Here is a 21,270-nt window from a genome sequence, read left to right on the forward strand (position 1 = left end):
ATTTTATAGGAGTTTAAATACCTAAGGATGCCTTTAACTTCATATATCCGTTTTTACTAACGGGCAACCAAAGCCCTGATTTCAGGAGCACCACGTAGTTTTCCTTCTCTTTAAGCTCAATTTTCGATACCTGGTTCAGGTTTATAATGTAGGAACGGTGGACACGAATAAACTGGTTGGCATCAAGGGTTTGCTCAAAAAAACTCATCGTTTTGTTCTTGAAATAGGCACCATCAGCCGTGCTGATCTTCACCTGATCATCATCTGCTTCAATGTACTGAATATCTGAAGTCGGAATAATTTTAATGCTGCGATCTACTTTAACGACCACACGGCTGCTATGGGCCGGGTTTCCGGGTGTGTTAAGTAGTTCGGAGGTGTCTGTGGTAGCGGTTTGGCTTTTGGATATCAGCTTTTTCAGAGCCTGGTCGAAACGTTCTTTTTCAATGGGTTTAAGCAGATAGTCAATCGCATTGACATCAAAGGCTTTTATGGCGAACTCATCAAAGGCTGTAGTGAAGATTACATTAGGCCGGCGTTCCACCAACTCAAGCATCTCGAAGCCGCTGATTTTTGGCATTTGTACGTCGAGAAAAATCAGATCTGGCTCATATTGCGCAATTGCTTTTAAGCCTTCGAAGCCATCCTTACATTCAGCAACGATTTCAATTTCAGGGTGATCAGCCAGATAGTACTTAATGATATCTCTTGCAAGGGGCTCATCATCAATTAAAATGGTTCTTATCATGTTGAGGAATGCTAATGGTCGTAATAAAAATTTTCTCTGGTGTAGCTTCTGTTTGTATTAAATCATTGTCTGCGAAGAGCAAATATAATCTTCTTCTAATTGCAGACAAGCCAAAGCCAGTGCCAGCATCCGTTTTAATGTCCGGATCATAAGGGTTCTTAACCGTAACCTTCAACATGTGATTGGCAATACGGACATCAACAGAAATCGTGATGGCTTCAGAAGTATTGTACAGCCCGAATTTGATGGCATTCTCAATGACAGGCTGGAGGATGGTTCCAGGAAGTTTCTGCTCAAGGCTAGCTTCATCAACGGTGATTTCGATCTGCAGCCGATGGCTGAACCGTACCTTTTCGATGTCGAGGTACAGCTGGATGTACTCCATCTCCTCTTCAACACTAACCCAGGTATCATCGTCACGTTTTAACGTCCCTCGAAGAAAAGCCGCAAGTTTAGTGATCATGGTACCGGCTTCTTTCGGGTTAACAATGGTTAAGGCAAAAACAGAATTAAGACTATTAAATAGAAAGTGCGGCTGCAGCTGGTGACGGAGTTTATTCAGTTCCGCTTCTTTGGCCAAGTTCTGAACCTGGTAAAAGCGCTCCTGCATATAGGCCTGTTCCTCTAACTTATACCATAAAATATTAGCAAGCGCACACCAGGAAAGGAACACCAGAAATACAAGGAAACGAATCGGCAAAGATAAAGCGAGGAAGATCTGGTAATTCTGATCTGGGATTAGATAATCAAGCACCACGTGGTTAAGGCTTACCAGGACTGATGTAATGACCAGAGAAATGAAAAGCACGTACAACGTAGCTTGCTTTTTTGGTTGATAGTATCCTAGAATATTGCTGATGACGATACATGCAAGTGCCAGAAGCACGTTCGTTGTTGCGGCATCAATGGCTGAATGGCGCAAATTAAGGTGCAGCACATAGTGAAATAACACAAAAATCAGTGCAGTCCAGACGACTAGAACTGGGGTTGCAATCTGCTGAACCTTTTTGAGTGATAAGGGCCTGGTCGTCATGTTTAAAAGTTTCTGATGTCGACACCTCCAAATAATGCTACACCTTTAAGAACAACGACTTTCCTCGGCTCACCCTGGTAAGGCATCAGTGCTCTTTTATCATCTATACCCCCGAAAATCGCTGTCACTTCATTTTTCACCTCCCAGGTAGGTGGAATAATGATTTTCACACCTCCGAATATGGCAACAACCTCAATGACAATAGTACCTTCGAAATTGGACTGGGTCAGGTTGAGGTCACAACCCCCAAATACAGAAACGATCTCACCCCCCTTAAGATTCTTGGACACGATATTCTGGTGTGCACCGCTGAAAACATTTACCGAGTCTATCACGTACTGATCATCGGTGTTCGGCGGCATATACTGCCCCTGCGTTGAGGTCGTCGGCTCCGCAGCTGTGAAACTTGAAGCATTCGGATCAGTCGGGTTCGCCGTTGTAAAATCGGTTAATTTATTTTTGGAACGCCTGCGCCAGGGACGATCATGTTTAGGAGAAAAGATTAGATAAAGACCCAAAATGGTAAGTCCCACAGGAAGCGCGAACCTGCCAAACTCATAGTCCGTTAGGTCCTGTAAGGTGAAGTATCCTCCGATAAGCACTAGCGCAAGCCAGCCACCGCCACTGAAGTTTCGTTTTACACCGATTATTAAACCTAACACAAATAGGAAAGTGTGCCAGTTAAAAAGCCAGTCGAATGTATAAATCCCGAAGTTCTTAAGTAAGAAGTTTAGTCCGATTACGAGAATAAGTAAGCCAACACCTACCCGGTAGATCCTGCTGTTTTGTGTTCTGTTGTAAGTTTCCATGATCTTTGAATATGAATCAAATGTAGAACAGAACACTTGTTTAATATATAGCAGGACCAGGAATGAAAGGAAAGTACCGGTAAACAGCTATAATTTACCGGTAAATGCATTAGAGTTTTGGTCTTGATCTTAACAGATCGCGAATTTCCGACAGTAATACTTCTTCATTACTTGGCGGAACAACAACGGGCGGAACGGGTTCGGATTCCTGTTTACGCTTCATGGTATTGATTGCTTTTACCATCAGAAAAATAATGAAAGCCAGAATCAGGAAGTTAATGACCTCGGTAGCAAAATTACCCCAGGCAAATACCGGTCCTACCGCGCGGACTTCCTCAAGGGATGCATTAGGATGAGTAGCTACAAATTCCCGAACCTTGGCGTTCAAAGGCACAAATAAATTCACGAAACCTTTGTTACCAATCAGGATGCTAATGGGTGGCATAATCAAGTCATTTACTGTTGAGTTAACAATTTTGCCGAATGCTCCTCCGATAATCACACCGACAGCGAGGTCGATCACATTACCTTTAATGGCAAATTCCTTAAATTCTTTGATAAAGCCCATAGTGTTTTTGTTTAATGATGAGTGTGTTGACAATTTAAACTATAATTTACTAATAAAAAATTAAATACCAGGCAACAAATTCCGGTGTTCACAATAAAGGAGCCGCCAATTAGTTTATATCTTAAACCAAATGCCTATTTTTGGCACGGGTATAAAAATACTTTTGTGCAATATGCTAAAACAACATTTACAACAAAAATTACTTCAGAAACTATCTCCCCAACAGATACAATTTATAAAGTTACTGCAGGTACCTACAGTTGCATTAGATACTCGAATAAAAGAAGAACTTGAAGAGAACCCGGCCCTTGAAGATCCAAGTTTGATGGTGGCGGATGAGCCGGTAAATGAATATGATGATTTGAATGATAGCCCCGATGACTTCGACGCTAGTGCGAAAGAAGAAAATACGGATGAGTTCAACGTTGATGACTACCTTCAAGACGACAGCGTAAATGATTACAGCACTTCATATAGTAATGGTGATGATGATGAAGAAAAAAAGGAGACTCCAATAGCAATTGAGAGCACCTTTTTTGAAAGTCTTCAGGAACAGTTAGACCTTGTGCCTTTGTCTAACAATGACTTCATCATTGGCAAGCAGATTATTGGTAGCCTGGATGACGATGGGTACCTACGCAGGCCGATTACCTCCATGATAGATGACCTTGCGTTCTCTCAAAACGTGATTGTTGAAGAAGAGGATGTGCTCGAAATGCTTAAAGTGATCCAAAGCTTTGACCCTCCAGGCATTGCAGCGAGAGACTTGCAGGAATGCCTTACTTTGCAGCTTAGACGCAAGGATGCCTCAAATCCGATTATCCAGAAAGCCATTATAATTGTAGAAAACTACCTGGATGAGTTCACCCGTAAACACTACGACAAACTGGAGAAATCATTAGGTCTGAGCAGTGAAGACCTGAAAGAGGTCATCAACGAGATCCTAAGGTTAAACCCAAAGCCAGGTGATTCCAATCAGGTAACAACAAAGCAGTTACAGGTCATTCCAGATTTCCACATCACCAATAATGATGGCGTACTGATCCTGACCCTAAACTCCAAGAATGCACCGGAGCTTCGCGTGAGCAGATCATATATTGATATGTTTGAGCACTACGATAAATCTGCGCAGAAGGATAAAAAGCTGAAAGAAGCCGTGCAGTTCGTTAAGCAGAAGCTGGACTCTGCGAAGTGGTTTATTGATGCCATTAAACAAAGACAACAGACGTTACTGAAAACCATGAACGCAATCATGCAATATCAGTATGAATATTTGCTGACTGGTGACGAGCGGAAAATGCGCCCGATGATCCTGAAGGACATTGCTGATAAAATTGATATGGACATATCAACGGTTTCTCGCGTTGCGAACTCTAAATATGTTCAAACGGAATTCGGCACTTTCCTGCTTAAATCCTTTTTCTCGGAAGCCATTCAAACTGAAAGCGGGGAAGAGGTTTCCAACAAAGAGGTTAAAAAGATTCTTGAAGATTGCATTAGTAATGAAGACAAGCGTAAGCCTTTGGCTGACGAGAAACTTACCGACATCCTAAAGGAAAGAGGTTACAACATCGCACGCCGTACGGTAGCTAAATACCGTGAGCAGATGAACATTCCGGTTGCAAGGCTTCGTAAAGAGCTTTAGAAATTACCACATCCTTTGGGTACTGCGTACCCGATATCTATTATCTAGTTGGAAGCCAAGAACGATTTCATGGCTTCCACTTGTATAAGACCTCAACCTTGAAGTAGCATAATCATAAGCGTAAGTAATGTTGAAGACATTACTGAAATTAACGCCTGCAAGTGCAGCAAACGAGTCCTGCTTACGATAGCTTCCCCCTACCCAGAACCTGTCCCTAAATGAAACTTTAAGGTTTGCATCATAGGAAATGGGAATATTCCCTACTTTTTTAATCATCACTGAAGGGACTGCTGATATTTCATCATCAATAAACAGCTTATAGCCGGTAGTCACAAAGAAATGGGCAACTTCTTTTCCGCCGTTTGACACTGAAGAGAACCCGATTTCCCGTTGTAATAACTGTTGTACCGAAGCCCCGGCAAAATAACGTGCCCCATAAAGCCATAGTCCAACGCTTAGATCAGGATTCAATTGGGCCTTCCCTGCGTTGCTTAAGGCAGGATCACTAGGATTTTCCAAGTGCAGTTCATTTACATTTATGGATGCCCGACTTATACCAACCGCAGTACCTAACGAAAGGTTAAGTGCGTTGTTCAACTTCAAATGATAGGCATACGTGACAGCAAGATCGAGAAATGAGAGCGGACCTGCTTTGTCGTTCATACCAATTAAGCCAATTCCGTGGTGTGCTGGAGAAGCCGTGTAATTTTGCGTATAAAGACGACCCATAGGCGGGTCCCCATTTTCGGGCAGCGACAATGCGTTCTTCCAAAGATATTTATCGCCCAGCACCATGTTTGCAGAGATGAAGGTAGTTGTCGGCGCACCATTAATCCCTTGCCATTGCTGTCGGTGGCCAATTTTCAAATCCGTGTAATTCTCCATTCCACTTAAAGCTGGATTCAGCAAATAGTTATTGAAAATATACTGTGTATACTGTGGTTTTTGCTGGGCGCGGCCGTACAATGGTATGACCAGAAGCAAACTGAAGATTAGCTTTCTGGAATTCATTATCTGATGATGGTTAGTGAACCGGACAAATTTTTCTTCCCGTTTCTTGGTGAGATGACGTAATAATAGGTACCTATCGGTAAAGGTTGACCCTGAAAATAACCATCAAATGGTATCCGATACCCGATGTTAGCATAAACCAATTGTCCATACCGGTTGAATATTTCTACAAGTGAATTCTCGTATGTACTCAAAAGTTTAAGATTCCAAACGTCGTTTACGCCATCGCCATTGGGCGAAAAGGTATTCGGAATATTAAATGTGTCGACCACCTTCAGCACTACTTGCTTGGAAATCGAACACCCTAGATCGGAGTATGCAGTAATTGTATAATTGGTTGTCTGTTCGGCGGTAACTACAGGATTCACGATATTCGCATCACTTACACCAAAAGCTGGTGTCCAACGATAGCTGATATTGCCGGTTCCCGGAATACCCGGGATTTTTGCTGTCCCTCCTGCAAGAATCTCTACGGTATCAGGCACACTAAATTCTGGCTGAGTAATTTCGAAATTGTAAGTGTAGATCTTATTGCCTGCTTCATCAGGGCAGGGATTAGTTCCCGGGTCAAGTTCTGCAATCACTGAAATCTGGTGAATGCCTAGCGTATTATAGCGAACGACGCCATTGTTGTAAACATACTCATACTGCGTTTCTCCCTCGTCATTGACAAAGTTCCTGGCCACAGGGTTACTTTCTGAAAAGTTAAGGTTTGCATCTTCGAACTGCCAGTTTAATCTCGTGGCTCTGGCCGGCAGAACAACTTTAACAGCAAGGGGTTCATTAATGCATGCATTTGTGCTTGTCACATTTGCGTTCAGGTTTGTGAACTGCAGGTAGTTGTTTACCGCAAGGTTTGTCCCCGCTGAATAAGCATAGGATTCAAATTCTCCAAAGCCATACGCCATAGCATTAAATCCTTCATCAGCGGTTAAGCTAAGACTGCTTTGTGAAAGAGTATATTGATTGAAGGAAATTTGTATATAGGCATATGTGGGGTCACTAGGAAGTTTTCGCCATATGCCCTCAGGTGCTACACCATTTATCTTGAAACTTGATGTGCCCGAGGCTTTCATGAACACGTTAAGGTAAAACTCCGGTGTACGATCAAATGAGGCGAACAGCGTGATCTTTTTGATGTTATATTCTTCAGGATTTAGAATCACCATATCAGGGTCGCCGAAGGCCACCTCGCCCGGCACGGTATTAAGATCAGCCTGAATATAGGCAAACTGTGCTACGGACACGGGTTTGTTCGCGCTCAATATGGAAGGTTGCGTTAAGGGTAAGTTTGAGGGTGTAAACGACTCCCCTGCATCCATTCGCGCCTGCACCGTGCCATCTATATAGATCTCAGTACCATCTTCTGCAGCAATCACCTTGTAGAAATGTTTACGCTTAGAGAAGGGTATTAGCCCATATCGTCTGCCCCAGCTCTCGGTTGGATATAATTGCTGTACCAGCGGGTCAAAAGATGTTATGATTTGGGCTTCATGGGTGAAAGCAATGCCGGAGTGACCAGAATAAACGGCGAATTTAGAACATCCAGTCGCTTCGACTTTCGTACCAGAGAAATCCTCATCACCTGTCAACATAAAGATATCACCAGCTTCCGGCAGTGTTTGAGTGACTAAGGACCCGTCGGGCCTGGTTATTACCACATCAGTGTTTGCCTCGGTCGCCGTAATGATCAGATAATGTTTACCGTGGTAGCCGCTTTCAGCATCGGTAGGTACCGGTGTGCCTGGATGACCAATTGCATAGTATCGCTGGCCCATCGCGTCTTTTGGTAACACTAAGTATGCCTCCGAGCGGGCACTTGCCGAGATAAAAGCAAATACCGCAATTTTAGCTTTACCAGGATCGACCTCAATGTGAATACCTTTATTCTTGATCAGGGTATTCGAAAGCTTATAATCAAGGTGTGCTTGCGCGTATTCGATCGGTATCTCCACAATCTCATTGGCGAGCACTTCGAAGTTAACGCTGTTACCGGCTACGGTTACCTTCCCCGAGCTATTTTGCTGGGAGGTAATGTAGATAGACATTTTTGCCAAGGTATTCGGCCCGGTGGGGATGTGTGTCGGAAAGACAGCCCAGAAGTCGAGGCCTTCATTAGAAGTTGTCTGGCCTTTTGCAACAAATCCAAAACAAGTAAGAAGGAAAATGATGCAAAAAAGCCAGGTACTGCGCATAGTTGTTATGGTAGAAGATCCTGCTGCAGCAGCTCTTCAATCTTTTTGTTTGTTTCTAGAATCCGCTGCGTCAGATCTTTCTTCTCTTTCCGCAAAGAATAGATGTCGTAGGCTTTCTGAATATGAATCCGTAAGTCGTCTTCCATCCAGGGCTTTTGAATATACTTATACACCTTTCCTTTATTGATCGCATCAATCACCGCATTGATATCTGCGAATCCGGTCATTAAGATACGTATCGGATCGGGAAACTCATCAAGAATGGATTCTAAAAATTCAATGCCCGTCATCACAGGCATTCTCTGGTCCGTTAAGATCACATGAATATGTTCGGTCTCCAGAATCCTGCGACCTTCTGCTGCAGACTCAGCAAGAAAAATGTTAAACAAACGTCTGAAACCTGCGCGAAAAGCATTTAGATTATGTATTTCGTCGTCTATATACAGAACATTAATTGGAGTGGCGCTCATTTTATATTTTGTAAGGAATGTATTTTAAAATTTTACCTGGACAGTCGCATGCAGTATTTGGCGAAGGGATCTAACTAGGATATTAATTTCTGACGTAGCATAAATTCCAGTTGGCTATTTACCACGAGCAGGTTTTCCGTAAGCAGTTTATTTTGCCTTCTCAGGTCAAACACCTCAAATGCTTTTTCCAGATTCTGTCTAAGTTCCTCTTCTTGCCAAGGTTTAGTGATATATAAGTATACCTGACCTTTATTTATCGCATCTACAACTGCCGTCAAATCTGAGTAACCGGTTAAAAGTATTCGGATCGGATCAGGATGTTTATCTAAAATGGACGCTAAAAATTCCACTCCAGTCATATTTGGCATCCTTTGGTCAGTCAAAATGATGTGAATATCCTCAGTTTCCAAGATCGGCAGCGCGTCTTTACCAGATTCGGCAGTGAATACGTTAAAGGTCCTGCGGAAGGAAGCTTTGAACGCGTTTAGATTGTGAACTTCATCATCTATATATAAAATATTGATCTCTTTTGTGTTCATGTGATTTAATGTGAAGCAAAAGTGAGTAATTACATCTATAATTGCTAATTCTCTATTAAATTAAACTATTTTTGTAAGCATAAATTAGAAATTTCAAGCCGTAATCTATTTTTGTCAAAATGTTAACACTCGCCAACCACTCCGTAGAGAAAGATCTCAGCTACGAGCCCCAGTTCTTCAGAATTTATAAGCCCAATGATCGTGATGCCCTGGAGGCATTGTTGAATGCCAAACCCCATATCAAGATCCATGACGAACTGGATTCTCAGCTTGATGAGTTGATCAAATCGAAGCACCCAAAGAAAAAACCAGCGCCGGAACAGCTTGAGGCACTTAAGCTTTTGCACTTAGGTGACCTAAGTATGGAGGATTACGGTGTATGGGTATATTATCCATGGTCGGAACGTCTAGTACATCTTCTTGATGAAGAGGAGTTCGTTAACATGCGTACCAACCGTAATGTTTACAAGATTACACCGGAAGAACGGGATATATTAGGCAAACAAATCGTAGGTGTGGTAGGCTTATCTGTTGGCCAGTCTGTATCTGTAACCATGGCAATGGAAAGAGGGTTTGGAGAAATCAGGCTTGCAGATTTCGACTTACTCGAACTTTCTAATTTAAACCGGATCCGTACCGGGGTTCAAAGCCTGGGCTTACCAAAGGTGATCATTGTTGCTAGAGAGATCAAAGAGATTGATCCATTCTTGAAGGTTACCTGTTTCAATGATGGGCTTACCGAAGAAAACATGGATCGTTTTTTCACGGCTGGCGGTAAGCTTAATGTAATTGTAGACGAATGTGATGGTTTAGACATCAAAATTCTGTTGCGCCATAAAGCGAAGGCACTAGGAATCCCTGTGGTAATGGATGCCAGTGATCGCGGAACAGTTGATGTTGAACGATTTGATCTGGAGCCAGAGCGCCCGATTCTGCACGGCTTAATAGAACACCTGGACCATACACAGGTTAAATATCTGAAAACGAACGAAGAAAAAGTACCTTTTCTATTGGCGATGATCGGTGTAGAAACCTTATCAAACCGATTGAAAGCATCTATGATAGAGGTAGGTCAGTCGATAACAACCTGGCCGCAGCTGGCATCAGCTGTTACACTAGGTGGTGCGTTATGTGCCGATGTTTGTCGGCGGATCATTCTTGATCAGTACCATGAGTCTGGAAGGTATTGGATTGACATCGAGGAACTTATTGGAGATAAAACTCCAAAGGAAGATCATGATTACAGCGTGGTTGACCTCACTGCAGATGAGCTGACCAGGGAAGAAATGGAAAGCGCAGCAAGTGCAACACCATTGGCTAACCACGAAAGCCTGATCATTTTAGATCAGGATCAAGTAACCGAGATTGTTACTGCTGCAGGCTTCGCCCCTTCCGGTGGAAATACGCAACCTTGGAGATTCCTCTATCGTAATGGCATGTTATACCTCTTTCATGACGAAAAAGAGGCTGCTTCATGGATTAACTATAACAACAACGCCTCCTATATTGCGCTGGGTGCAGCAATTGAAAACCTGAAAGTCAAAGCAGGTTCGCTAGGGTTGAAAGCTCATGCAACACTGTTTCCTTCTGCCGAATATAAGCGTCTGATTGCCTCCATTTACTTCCAAACAACTCAACCGGAAAAAGCGTATTTTCCAGAACTGGCTAGTGCATTAAACCTTCGTCTCACCAACCGGAAAAAAGGTAATGGCGAAAAGATCAGTGATCAGGTGCTAAACAAGCTTGTAGAGACAGTACGCTATACTGAGCAGGCAGATCTGTTGATCCTGGAGGATCAGCAGGAAATTAAAAAGATTGCGGACATTGTTTCCGCAGTAGAAAGAATTCGCTTTATGTTCCCGCAAGGACATCACGATTTTTATACCAAAGAACTTAAGTGGACCACCGAAACAGATGGTCCGGTGGAAGAAGGTATGGACATTAAAACGTTAGAACTTGCAGAAAGCGATAAGGTAGGTCTTCGTGTTGCCGCCAGTCCTGAGGTAATTAAACTCCTGAATAAATGGGGCGGTGGGGCAGCTTTTGAAAAAATTTCAAAGGGCCCAATTGCATCATCGTCAGCAATTGGCCTGATTACATTACCTGAATACTCCGCGCTGAACTATCTTATTGGTGGGCAGGCCCTACAAAGGGTATGGATGGACGCAAACCTCCAAGGACTATCTTTCCAGCCACTAACCGCACCATTCTTCATGTTCTCCATATTGAATAACACCAATGGTGAAGGTATGTCAGAAAAAATGAGACAGGAATTAACTGCACTAGAAAAGCAAATCAATACAATCTTCCCTTCCCTTTCAGCCAGCAAAGGTGTGTTTATGTTCCGACTATCCTATGCCGATGAAGCAACCATCAGAACCTCTAGAAGACCCGTAAACAAAATCTTGCACTTTAGCTAAAATGAGAAAAATAAGATTCAGATCCTTTACTGCCATCAATGATCCAGAAACCTGTGAAGAATACCTGAAGGAACACGTACAGGTACTAGTAGACTACGGTATTACGAATATCACGACCAATAATCGCGACTGGATGAGCCTTCCTACAGTTCATGGCGTGGTTGCTGAAAATGAAGACGGAGTAATTGTAGGCGGTGTAAGGGTGCACATTGCTGATGGCGTTCATAAACTGCCGGTGGAATCCGCAGTAGGTTATATGGATCCAAATGTAGAGAAGGTTATAAATGCATATGCGGAGCATGGCACAGGCGAGCTTTGTGGCTTATGGAACGCTAAAAGTGTTGCCGGAATTGGCCTGAGCATTTTACTGGTTCGTGCCGGCATTGCAATTGTAAACCAAATTAACTTATCATCTTTGTTTACCATTTGTGCCGACTATACCCTACCGATGGTTAAAAAGGTGGGCTTCATCGTTGAAGATACCCTTGGAAATGGAGGCGAGTTTATTTACCCTAATGAAAACTACATCGCACGCGTGCTACGGAAAATGAATGCGGAAACATTGGAAACAGCTGACGAATACGACAGAGACCGGATTTTCGACCTTCGTACTAACCCAACGCAGAAAACGATGGAACTTGGACCAAGGGGTGAATTAGAAGTCGACTATCATCTAGTAATACCCAACTATGAATAGCAAAGCATTATTTTCATTTATTTATCTGATGGTAGGCCTTCTCTGGTCTGCCATCGGACAGGAGATCATCCAATTAAATGAAGATAAAACCCTTAACAACTTCGGCAAGAAGGTTTATCTACTTACCGATCCGCAACAGCAGTTAACCATAAAAGAGGTTATCAAAGAAGACGGTTTCGAACTGCTGGAAACAGATGTGCCTAATCTTGGCATCAACCACAATGCTTACTGGCTGAAATTACATGTTCAAAATCTTACAGACGCAAAGCAATTAGCTCTACAGATCAGACTTCCAACGCTGGACTTTGTAGACTTCTACCAGGTAGCTCAGCATGGCCAGCTCGTTAAAGAAGAAAAAATCGGCGATCGGCGGCCATATTATGACAGGGAATTTGATAACCCTTTCAGCACCTTCCTTTTCCATGCTAATCCTAAGGAAATCAATACCATTTACATCAGGATAGCGGGATCGGAGCAGCTACAGGTGCCGCTTACCTTATCAACAGAGGCAAGTTTACAGCAAAAGAACTCAGATGCTTACATCATTTTCGGTGTTTATGCAGGTATTATCTGTGTCATGTTCGTCTACAATCTCTTTCTGTACTTATCTACCCGGGACGAGACCTACCTCTATTACATTGTTTATTTGTTCTTTATAGGCTTGCTGCAGGCGAACTTTCAGGGTTTTCCATTCAAATACCTCTGGCCAGGAAATATGTGGCTTTCTACCCACGCGGTTTATATCCTGACACCACTAGGAGCGCTGACTGCGCTGGAGTTTATGCGCAAGTTTCTACATACAAAAGAAATCCTGCCTAAGCATAACAGAATGCTGAGCTTATTCTACATTCCCTATGGTATCGCATTGTTGCTGATGGTCATGGGAGAACTCATGTACTCCTACCAACTACTGCAAATCACGGCAATGGTTATTGCGATCTACATGCTGGTTATTGCCTTTAAGACCTATAATAATGGTTATAAGTCTGCCAAGTTCTTTATCCGGGCCTGGATAGTGTTTCTGCTTGGCTTATGCATATTTGTACTAAAAGATTATAACATACTCCCATACAACACGGTCACTTACAACATGATGCCTTTTGGCTCAGCATTAGAAGTGATTTTACTCTCCTTTGCTTTAGCAGACAAGATCAACATCCTGAAAAAAGAGAAAGAGGCCTCACAGGAAGAGGCACTTAGGATATCTTTGGAAAATGAGAAACTCATTTTAGAACAGAACTTTGAGTTGGAGAAAAAGGTGAACGAACGAACCTTGGAGTTGCAGCAGTCTAATGAAGCCTTAGAGCAAACCCTGAGCGAGCTGAAGGATGCGCAGTCGCAACTCGTAGAATCGGAAAAGATGGCTGGTCTGGGTCAACTTACTGCGGGGATTGCCCACGAAATCAACAATCCAATTAACTTCGTTACAGCCAACATCAAACCGCTTCAACTCGATATTGATGACCTGAACGAGATCATCACCAAATACGAAAAACTAGATCCGAACGCCGACGTTAAGGAACAACTAGACAGTATTGACAAGTTCAAAAAACAGATAGACCTTGATTTTGTGCAGACGGAAATCAAAGGCCTTTTGTCCGGCATTGATGAAGGTGCGAAAAGAACAGCGGAAATCATCAGAAGTCTGAAGAATTTCAGCCGGTTGGATGAAAGCGATACCAAGCCAATTAACCTGAATGAGGGAATTGATTCGACGTTTGTTTTACTTCGAAGCACTTTTCCTTCAAATCTAAAGGTCGTAAAAGAATATGGCGACATTCCATTGGTGGAGTGTTTACCGGGTAAGATTAACCAGGTCTTCATGAACATTATTTCTAATGGTATCCATGCGATCAAAAACAAATCAGAACAACGCGAGGAGGAACAAATAGCAGTACGGACCTGGCAGGATGGTAGTACCGTTAAGGTCAGCATCAAAGACACTGGCTCTGGAATGACTGAAGAAACCAAGCAGAAAATATTTGAGCCTTTCTTTACCACCAAAGATGTCGGTGAAGGCACAGGATTGGGTCTGTCTATTGTTTTCAGAATAATTGAAAGTCATCAGGGCAACATCGATGTTTTATCGAATGTTGGCGAGGGTACTGAATTTATTATTACATTGCCTGTAAATTAGAAAAAGGATTTATCATGGATACTCCGTCTGTCAAGGTTCTTTACATTGATGATGAAGAACACAATCTACAAGCCTTCAAAGCAAGCTTCAGGCGGCAGTATGAAATCTATACGGCCCTCTCAGCAGCTGAAGGACTGAAGATTCTGCAAAACATAGAAGTCAATGTTATCATCGCCGACCAAAAGATGCCGGAAACAACTGGCGTTCAATTCTTCAAGAGTATAAAAGACTCTCATCCTGACCCAATACGGATTTTACTGACAGGCTACACTGATATTGAAGCCCTTGCTGATGCCATCAATCACGGCGATGTTTACCGCTACATCACTAAGCCCTGGAGTGATCTGGAGCTACACAATTCCATCAAGAATGCCTATGATGCTTACAAGAGTAAGATCGATCTTAGAAACAAGATATCTGAACTGGAAAAGACCAATGACGAACTGAACAGGTTCATCTACAGTATCTCTCACGAGCTTCGTGCACCATTGGTATCGGTCATCGGAATTGTAAACCTGGTAAAGATGGAAGGGCTCTATAATTCAAGCGGAGAGTATTGGAACCTTATTGAAATCTGCTCAAATAAACTTGATTTCTATATTCAGAAGACACTCCAGTATTACAAGAACAACAAGAACGTAGCGGAGCATAGTCCAGTTGAATTTAGGGGGCTGGTGCAGGACCTGATTAGTCTATACTCCTATTCCGATAAAGAAACCGAGTTCAACGTAAACATCAACCAACCAGTTCCTTTTTATAATGATGCTTTCCGGATCGAGGTTATACTTGGGAATCTAATCAATAATGCGATAAAATATCAGAAATCTACGGAGCCAAATAAATATGTGAATATTGACATTGACGTAGATGGCCAACGAGCTGAAATTACGATCAGCGACAATGGTATTGGTATCTTAAATGAACATCTGGAAAAAATATTCAATCAGTTCTTTAAAAGCAAGAACCATCATGGAAGTGGTTTAGGCTTGTTCATTGTAAAAGAGGCCTTAAATAAGATCAATGGCAAAATCGAAGTTACTTCAGATTTAGCTGTAGGTACGACATTTAAAATCACGATCCCTAATGGTAAAACCAATTAACGCTCCAAAAGTAGTCATGCTAATTGACGACAATGAAATTGATTTAAAGATCAATGAAAAGGTTGTCCGAATCACTAAACTGTTCGATGATATAATCGTATGCAGATCCGGAGAAGAAGCTTTAAACCACCTGAAGTCTCATCTGACGAATCCGGTATCGCTTCCTGACTTCATCTTATTGGATATACAGATGCCAGATATGAATGGATTTGAGTTCCTGGAACAGTACAAGAGATTGCCAAAAGATCTTATCGATGTATGTATCATTGCAATGCTTTCCTCAACGCTTGACTTTAGTGACATACAGCGAGCAGAGGCTAATCCATACGTTGTTCAACTGCTGAAAAAGCCTCTGATGCCTAAGATCATACTAGATGTGGTGCGAGAGCACCTTCCAGGATAAATCACTTATTTCTTCTTGATTGCAATTTCTACCCGGCGGTTTTGCTCCCTGCCTTCAGCGGTCGCATTCGTGGCCACAGGTTTCGCTTCGCCGACCGGATTAATGGAGATTCGCTCTGCCTTAACATCTCCTTCGCTGGTAAGCCATGACTTCACGGCTTCAGCACGTGCTTCTGCAAGTTGCTTATTGGAAGCCTGGTCACCACTCGCATCAGTATGTCCAATGATTCTAATGTCGGTATCAGGATACCGCTTTTTCGCAGATTTGGCAACCCTTTCCAACTTGGCTTCTGCACCTGATTTTAGCTGACTTTGACCGGAGTCAAACAATACAGCTTCGGAGATGCTATAAATTGCATACTGTGCATTTCCATGTACTTCAATATCTGCATCTTCAAGCTCATCATAGGTTTCGATCGGTAAGTTCATCTGATCTACACCGCTCCAGTTGGCATTGATCACACTTTCTACGGTGCTGGAATCACTTGCTGCTTCAGCAACAACTTCGGGGTTGCTTTTACCTCTAAGGAAATAAAATGCAATCAGGGCTACAATCACCAATACGATCAGTATCAGCAGCCAATTACTTCTTGTGGGTTTGTTTTCAGAATATGCCATAGTAAGTTTCTTTTAAAACTTTTAACAGTGGCAATATATTCTTTGTTTTAAATAAAGATACTTAGAGTATCATAAGCGAGCGACACACCGGCTGGCAGGTCCTTCTCAACTTCTTCATGCCGACCCAAATTATGGCTCACATGGGTGAGATACGTTTGCTCAGCGCCAACCGTTCGGGCAAATTCAAGTGCTTCTTGCAGGTTGAAATGAGAAATATGATCCGTGTGCTGCAATGCATTTACAACCAATACGCGGGTACCCTGAAGCTGTTTCATGGTTTCTTCCGGAATGGTCTTGGCATCTGTGATGTAGCTAAAATCGCCAATTCTGAAGCCATGAATGGGTAACTTGTAGTGCATAACCTTCAGTGGAACTATGGTGCTTGCACCAATTTGAAAAGCTGCATCTGTAATCGTGTTGAGGTTGATCCTCGGTAGTCCAAGATACTGAACGTTGGTAAAAATATAGGAAAACTCGCGCTTCAAGGCTTCCTGCACGCGAGGCGCCGCATAAACATCGATATTCTTATGCAGCATATAGTTGAATGGCCTGATATCATCCATCCCTGCTACATGATCCTTATGTTCATGGGTAAAAAGAATGGCATCCAAGTCAGTAGCCTCCGCACGAAGCATTTGATACCTGAAATCCGGACCGCTATCAATGACAATTGTTTTATCATCAGTTTCAATTAAAACTGAAGTTCTCAAACGCTTATCCTTAAAATCTTTAGAAGTACAAACGGCGCACCTACAGGTGATAACGGGTATGCCTTGTGAAGTTCCTGTTCCTAAAAAGGTGATTTTCAAAATACGATGCTGTGCTGGTTACCTTAAATCTACAATTTCAACACCAGGATAGTTTTTAGCGTTGAACGTGAAAGTAGATTCGGGAACCTTGGCGTTCGGCGTAAAAGAGGTTATCGTATAGGTGTATGTGCTACTATTCTTATCAAAAATGACAACGTTTGCGAGCTGCTTTGCAGCTTTATCAATGCTTAGCCTGATCTTAAAATAAGGCTTCTTCGCATCTAGCGGCGACAAATCAATCATTTGGTAAACCTTAGCACCTGCCTTGCGCTCGCCATTATAGATGTATTTAAATCCTTTTTCGAAGATGGTGAAAACATTGGCGGGATTCAGCGCATCTTCTGAATTATCGGCATTGCTCAGCTGCACCTCATCGTCGTTCTTCAGATAGGTCCATTGTACCTTGCCATCGCTGATCAGGTCACGCTCAGTCATGGTAACTTTATACTTTTTACTATTAGATTTTGCGTATAAAGTACCTTTTTCAGATTGCTTGAAGTTGTTTTGTTTATTGTCAACGCTAAAGCTAAAATCAGCCTTAATGATATTGTATGAGCGGTATTTCTTGCTTACTTCTGCCAGGATTGCTTTTGCCTTCGGATCTGTTTGCCCATAGACTGTACCAATTATAAGGCTGAAGGCAAACAGCAACGCAACAAGTTTTTTCATATTAGTTTTCTTTATCCAGGTTGTTCAAGAACTGTTCCAAAGCGTAATCATCTGGAAGTAAAACTTCACGGGCCTTACTGCCTTCAAACGGGCCGACAACGCCCGCAGCCTCTAACTGATCAATGATCCGGCCCGCCCTGTTGTAACCCAGTTTAAGCTTCCGCTGGATCAAGGATGTAGAGCCTTGCTGGTGCATCACGATCAGCCTTGCAGCATCCTCAAACATAGCATCCCGTTCCGAAGCGCTGAATTCCAATTTGGAGTTTTCCGCAGCTTCATCAATGTATTCCGGCAACTGATAAGCCTCCGGATATCCACGCTGATTTCCAATGAACTCGGAGATGCGGTCTACCTCCGGCGTGTCTACAAATGCACATTGAAGCCTGATCAGATCGTTCCCGGTTGATAACAGCATGTCTCCCCTACCAATCAACTGATCTGCACCACCACTGTCCAGAATGGTCCGTGAGTCGATCTTCGAAAGTACCCTGAATGCCAGTCGAGCGGGGAAGTTGGCCTTGATGGTACCGGTAATGATGTTTACTGAAGGTCTTTGTGTTGCAAGCACCAGGTGTATACCTACGGCACGGGCAAGCTGTGCAAGCCTCGCAATAGGCGTCTCCACCTCTTTACCGGCTGTCATCATTAGATCGGCAAACTCGTCCACCACCAATACAATGTATGGTAGGAATCGATGTGCATTATTCGGATTCAGCTTTCTACGAATAAACTTGTCATTATATTCTTTCAGATTACGAACCTGGGCATCTTTCAGCAAGTCATAACGCTGATCCATTTCAATACACAGGGAGTTCAGCGTATTAATTACTTTCTTCGTATCTGTGATGATCGCATCCGCTTCTCCGGGCAATTTCGCAAGGAAGTGACGTTCGATCTTATTAAACAAGGTCAACTCCACTTTCTTTGGATCCACAAGCACAAACTTCAGTTGGGATGGATGTTTTTTAAATAGCAAAGATACGAGTAAGGCATTTATACCCACAGACTTCCCTTGGCCGGTAGCACCGGCAACCAGTAAGTGTGGCATTTTCGAAAGATCTGCAATATATACCTCATTGGAAATCGTCTTCCCCAGAGCAATCGGCAAGTCCATGGTCGTAGTCTGAAACTTTTCAGTCGCCAGAATGCTTCTCATGGAAACCATCTCCGGATGCATGTTTGGCACCTCAATACCGATGGTTCCTTTGCCCGGCATTGGTGCGATGATCCTGATACCAAGCGCGGCAAGACTTAAAGCGATATCGTCTTCCAGGTTTTTGATCTTCGAAATACGGACACCTGGTGCCGGAATGATCTCGTACAAGGTTACTGTCGGCCCGATGGTGGCTTTTATCTTGTCAATCTCGATATTGTAATGGTTAAGCGTTTCAACGATTTTGTTCTTATTTGCTTCAAGCTCATCTGCGTTAACGGAAATCTTATTAGAGCCATAGTTTTCCAATAGTTCCAGGTGAGGATATTTATAGCTTGCTAAGTCTAAGGTTGGATCATAAGTTCCAAATTGTTCAACCAACTGTTCAGATTTCTTTTCCTCTTCTGTTTTCTCTATCGTAAGTTGAGGAACCGGTTTGTCAGGTTCTTCCTCCGTGGACTTGTCGAATTGTAGGTTTGGGCGTATTGCGGCTGGCTTATCAACAGTCGTAGACAGCACGATTGGTGTATTGGCCTCTAGCGTTGTTGTCAACGGAGCAGCAGCAGCTGTGGGCGCAAAAGTATTTGAAGCAAGTGTGGCGGCAGTAGCAGCTGAGGGCAGGATCTCATGCTCAAAAGCCGGTTTGGGCTTTTCAGGGTTAATCACCACATTCTCTGCTCTTCTTGTCTGCTGTGCCCTACTGGTATTCACGTTGAATTCTACAGGTCTGGAAGGTTGCTCTTCTTCCAGACCTATATTTTCCGGCACCTCAGGTTCATTATCGTCCTTATCACTTGCGCGACGTTTAAGCTCCGGAATCTTGAAGTCGATATTATATGCTATGATCAAAATTGATAAAGCTAAAAAGGCTATTAAACCTGCAACACCTGCCACCCCGATTTGAGCGGTAAGCAATTCGTTGGTCCAAAAACCAAATTCGCCTTCCAGGTAATGAGGCGCATTGCCGAAGAAAGCATGACCAAATCCAAGGCTTAAAGATATGAACAGCAGAAAAAACAAGCTGTAACCAAAGGTTTTTTCAAGCCCGAAAATCTTAACCTTGAACAGCAAACGGTAGCCGATTACAAAGAAAACAAGTACAAAAAGGAATGAGGCGATGCCGAACCACTCATAGATAAATTGGTGTGACAGCAACGCGCCAAACTTACCAAGCCAGTTCTGTACCATTGGAGCAGCTTTCGATACTTTCAGTTCTTCCGCAGTCTTGAATAAGTTACCCCAACCGCCATTTGCATCAATGACATAGCTTTGATCTTCCTGCCAGGTAAACAGATACGAGGTAAAGGCAATCAAAAAATATAGTGAAAGTACAACGAAGAACAGTCCAAGGATCTTGATAAACCTTCCATCCTGAAGATCAAGTGAAGGCAGCACACTAAGGCGGGACTTCTTCTCTCCAGCAAACCGGTTAGAAAACTGCTTATTTGAAGAATCGTTTTTGAAGGAATTAGACTTAAATTGGTTTGCCCTTTGCGCCATTTTAGGTAAAAAGTAATATGATCAACAAATATAAAAGATATACTTGTATGTCTGGGGAATTAATATAGACATTAACTATAGATCCCAAATCCTGAGCCTGATCTTCTTGACGTAATGCCTGATGTCTAAGACAATCGCAGCAAGCACATAGAAAACAATTGGAAATCCTACAGCAAGGAACGAAGCGTAGATAAAGAATAGCCGTATTTTGCTGATTGACATGTCAAGTTTGTCAGCAAGATAGGTGCAAACACCAAAGCTTTGTTTTTCAAAAAAGGTAATGAGCTTTTGAAACATTGTGATCTTATTAATGCTTAACGTCCGCCTGCATGGTTTATTAAATCTAACAAAAATAATTCCAACATCAAACATCCAGATTTATCTTTTCAAGTAAGATAAAGGGAAAACAAGCGAGCGCTGAAATTTGGTATAAACCTGATTATAAGCACATTTCCGTTTTAAAATTCGCTTTTTAAAACTTTATCCCTTATCTTGGCATTTGTGAGACCAGAAAAGCTATATATCCCAGATACCTTACACTATGCGCAATCCCTGCGCATGGCCCTGGCTATGTACTGCCGTGTACTTGTCCTAAAGCACGGTTTAGGTGACTCATTTCTTAAAAGCAGTAAAGACTTTATTAAGTAAACCCCGGCCTTAACACAACCTGGCTTGGGGTACATACTCAAGCATTTTTGTTATGGCTAAGTTTTGCTGTACCACAAATATTCATTTGCAAACCGGACA

General features: G+C 42.7%; 19 protein-coding genes. 6 read left to right on the plus strand and 13 right to left on the minus strand.

Annotated features, from left to right (window positions below):
* Nucleotides 1–13 precede the first annotated feature (13 nt).
* The 4 genes from AC5WJX_RS04515 to mscL form a co-directional block, all read right to left on the minus strand.
* Nucleotides 14–748 carry a LytR/AlgR family response regulator transcription factor gene (locus AC5WJX_RS04515; protein WP_440430476.1) on the minus strand — a complete coding sequence of 245 codons (735 nt, stop codon included), beginning with the start codon at nt 746–748 and terminating at the stop codon, nt 14–16.
* A complete protein-coding gene (locus tag AC5WJX_RS04520; RefSeq protein ID WP_494483538.1) occupies nt 726–1,781 on the minus strand; it encodes a sensor histidine kinase in 1,056 nt (351 codons plus the stop codon). The genes AC5WJX_RS04515 and AC5WJX_RS04520 overlap by 23 nt, the downstream gene beginning before the upstream one ends.
* Nucleotides 1,782–1,783: 2 nt before the next feature.
* Nucleotides 1,784–2,590, minus strand: coding sequence for a LiaF transmembrane domain-containing protein (locus AC5WJX_RS04525; protein ID WP_494483539.1), 807 nt, complete (start codon nt 2,588–2,590; stop codon nt 1,784–1,786).
* Nucleotides 2,591–2,699: 109 nt separating this feature from the next.
* Nucleotides 2,700–3,158 carry a large conductance mechanosensitive channel protein MscL gene (gene mscL / locus AC5WJX_RS04530; RefSeq protein ID WP_494483540.1) on the minus strand — a complete coding sequence of 153 codons (459 nt, stop codon included), beginning with the start codon at nt 3,156–3,158 and terminating at the stop codon, nt 2,700–2,702.
* A 172-nt stretch (nt 3,159–3,330) separates the two neighbouring features.
* Between mscL and rpoN the strand changes: the two genes are divergently transcribed.
* The gene (gene rpoN, locus AC5WJX_RS04535) at nt 3,331–4,803 is read left to right on the plus strand and encodes an RNA polymerase factor sigma-54 (RefSeq protein WP_440430472.1); all 1,473 of its coding nucleotides are present in this window, start codon (nt 3,331–3,333) and stop codon (nt 4,801–4,803) included.
* A gap of 3 nt (nt 4,804–4,806) precedes the next feature.
* Here rpoN and AC5WJX_RS04540 read toward each other — a convergent pair whose 3' ends face one another.
* The 4 genes from AC5WJX_RS04540 to AC5WJX_RS04555 all read right to left on the minus strand — a co-directional run bounded on the left by AC5WJX_RS04540 (nt 4,807) and on the right by AC5WJX_RS04555 (nt 9,018).
* On the minus strand, nt 4,807–5,814 hold the full coding sequence (locus tag AC5WJX_RS04540) for a PorP/SprF family type IX secretion system membrane protein (RefSeq protein ID WP_494483541.1): 1,008 nt from the start codon (nt 5,812–5,814) through the stop codon (nt 4,807–4,809).
* Nucleotides 5,814–7,862, minus strand: a complete 2,049-nt coding sequence (locus AC5WJX_RS04545; RefSeq protein WP_494483542.1) for a gliding motility-associated C-terminal domain-containing protein — start codon at nt 7,860–7,862, stop codon at nt 5,814–5,816. The genes AC5WJX_RS04540 and AC5WJX_RS04545 overlap by 1 nt, the downstream gene beginning before the upstream one ends.
* Before the next feature lie 152 nt (nt 7,863–8,014).
* Nucleotides 8,015–8,479 (minus strand): response regulator, encoded by a 465-nt coding sequence (locus AC5WJX_RS04550; protein ID WP_494483543.1) that lies wholly within the window; start codon nt 8,477–8,479, stop codon nt 8,015–8,017.
* A gap of 74 nt (nt 8,480–8,553) precedes the next feature.
* Entirely contained in the window at nt 8,554–9,018 is a 465-nt protein-coding gene (locus AC5WJX_RS04555; RefSeq protein ID WP_494483544.1) for a response regulator, read from the minus strand.
* Between the two features lie 119 nt (nt 9,019–9,137).
* On the opposite strand from AC5WJX_RS04555, the gene AC5WJX_RS04560 reads away from it, so the two are divergent.
* Genes AC5WJX_RS04560 through AC5WJX_RS04580 form a run of 5 tightly spaced genes read left to right on the plus strand, consistent with a single transcriptional unit; the run spans nt 9,138 to nt 15,775 of the window.
* Nucleotides 9,138–11,438 (plus strand): Rv1355c family protein, encoded by a 2,301-nt coding sequence (locus AC5WJX_RS04560; RefSeq protein ID WP_494483545.1) that lies wholly within the window; start codon nt 9,138–9,140, stop codon nt 11,436–11,438.
* A 1-nt stretch (nt 11,439) separates the two neighbouring features.
* On the plus strand, nt 11,440–12,135 hold the full coding sequence (locus tag AC5WJX_RS04565; protein ID WP_440430466.1) for a hypothetical protein: 696 nt from the start codon (nt 11,440–11,442) through the stop codon (nt 12,133–12,135).
* A complete protein-coding gene (locus AC5WJX_RS04570; protein WP_494483546.1) occupies nt 12,128–14,272 on the plus strand; it encodes a sensor histidine kinase in 2,145 nt (714 codons plus the stop codon). Before AC5WJX_RS04565 ends, AC5WJX_RS04570 begins: the two co-directional genes overlap by 8 nt.
* A gap of 14 nt (nt 14,273–14,286) precedes the next feature.
* Nucleotides 14,287–15,372, plus strand: coding sequence for a hybrid sensor histidine kinase/response regulator (locus tag AC5WJX_RS04575; protein WP_494483547.1), 1,086 nt, complete (start codon nt 14,287–14,289; stop codon nt 15,370–15,372).
* Nucleotides 15,356–15,775 carry a response regulator gene (locus tag AC5WJX_RS04580; RefSeq protein WP_440430463.1) on the plus strand — a complete coding sequence of 140 codons (420 nt, stop codon included), beginning with the start codon at nt 15,356–15,358 and terminating at the stop codon, nt 15,773–15,775. Before AC5WJX_RS04575 ends, AC5WJX_RS04580 begins: the two co-directional genes overlap by 17 nt.
* Nucleotides 15,776–15,780: 5 nt before the next feature.
* Here the strand turns inward: AC5WJX_RS04580 and AC5WJX_RS04585 are convergent, their stop codons facing one another.
* The 5 genes from AC5WJX_RS04585 to AC5WJX_RS04605 form a co-directional block, all read right to left on the minus strand.
* Nucleotides 15,781–16,392 carry an OmpA family protein gene (locus AC5WJX_RS04585; protein ID WP_494483548.1) on the minus strand — a complete coding sequence of 204 codons (612 nt, stop codon included), beginning with the start codon at nt 16,390–16,392 and terminating at the stop codon, nt 15,781–15,783.
* A gap of 47 nt (nt 16,393–16,439) precedes the next feature.
* A complete protein-coding gene (locus AC5WJX_RS04590; RefSeq protein ID WP_440430461.1) occupies nt 16,440–17,201 on the minus strand; it encodes an MBL fold metallo-hydrolase in 762 nt (253 codons plus the stop codon).
* Between the two features lie 18 nt (nt 17,202–17,219).
* Nucleotides 17,220–17,870 carry an outer membrane lipoprotein periplasmic chaperone LolA1 gene (lolA1, locus tag AC5WJX_RS04595; RefSeq protein WP_494483549.1) on the minus strand — a complete coding sequence of 217 codons (651 nt, stop codon included), beginning with the start codon at nt 17,868–17,870 and terminating at the stop codon, nt 17,220–17,222.
* Nucleotide 17,871: 1 nt separating this feature from the next.
* A complete protein-coding gene (locus AC5WJX_RS04600; protein ID WP_494483550.1) occupies nt 17,872–20,523 on the minus strand; it encodes an FtsK/SpoIIIE family DNA translocase in 2,652 nt (883 codons plus the stop codon).
* Nucleotides 20,524–20,598: 75 nt separating this feature from the next.
* Nucleotides 20,599–20,820, minus strand: a complete 222-nt coding sequence (locus AC5WJX_RS04605; protein ID WP_440430458.1) for a PspC domain-containing protein — start codon at nt 20,818–20,820, stop codon at nt 20,599–20,601.
* Nucleotides 20,821–21,270: the final 450 nt, after the last annotated feature.

Source organism: Pedobacter sp. NEAU-ZC8, assembly GCF_059278965.1.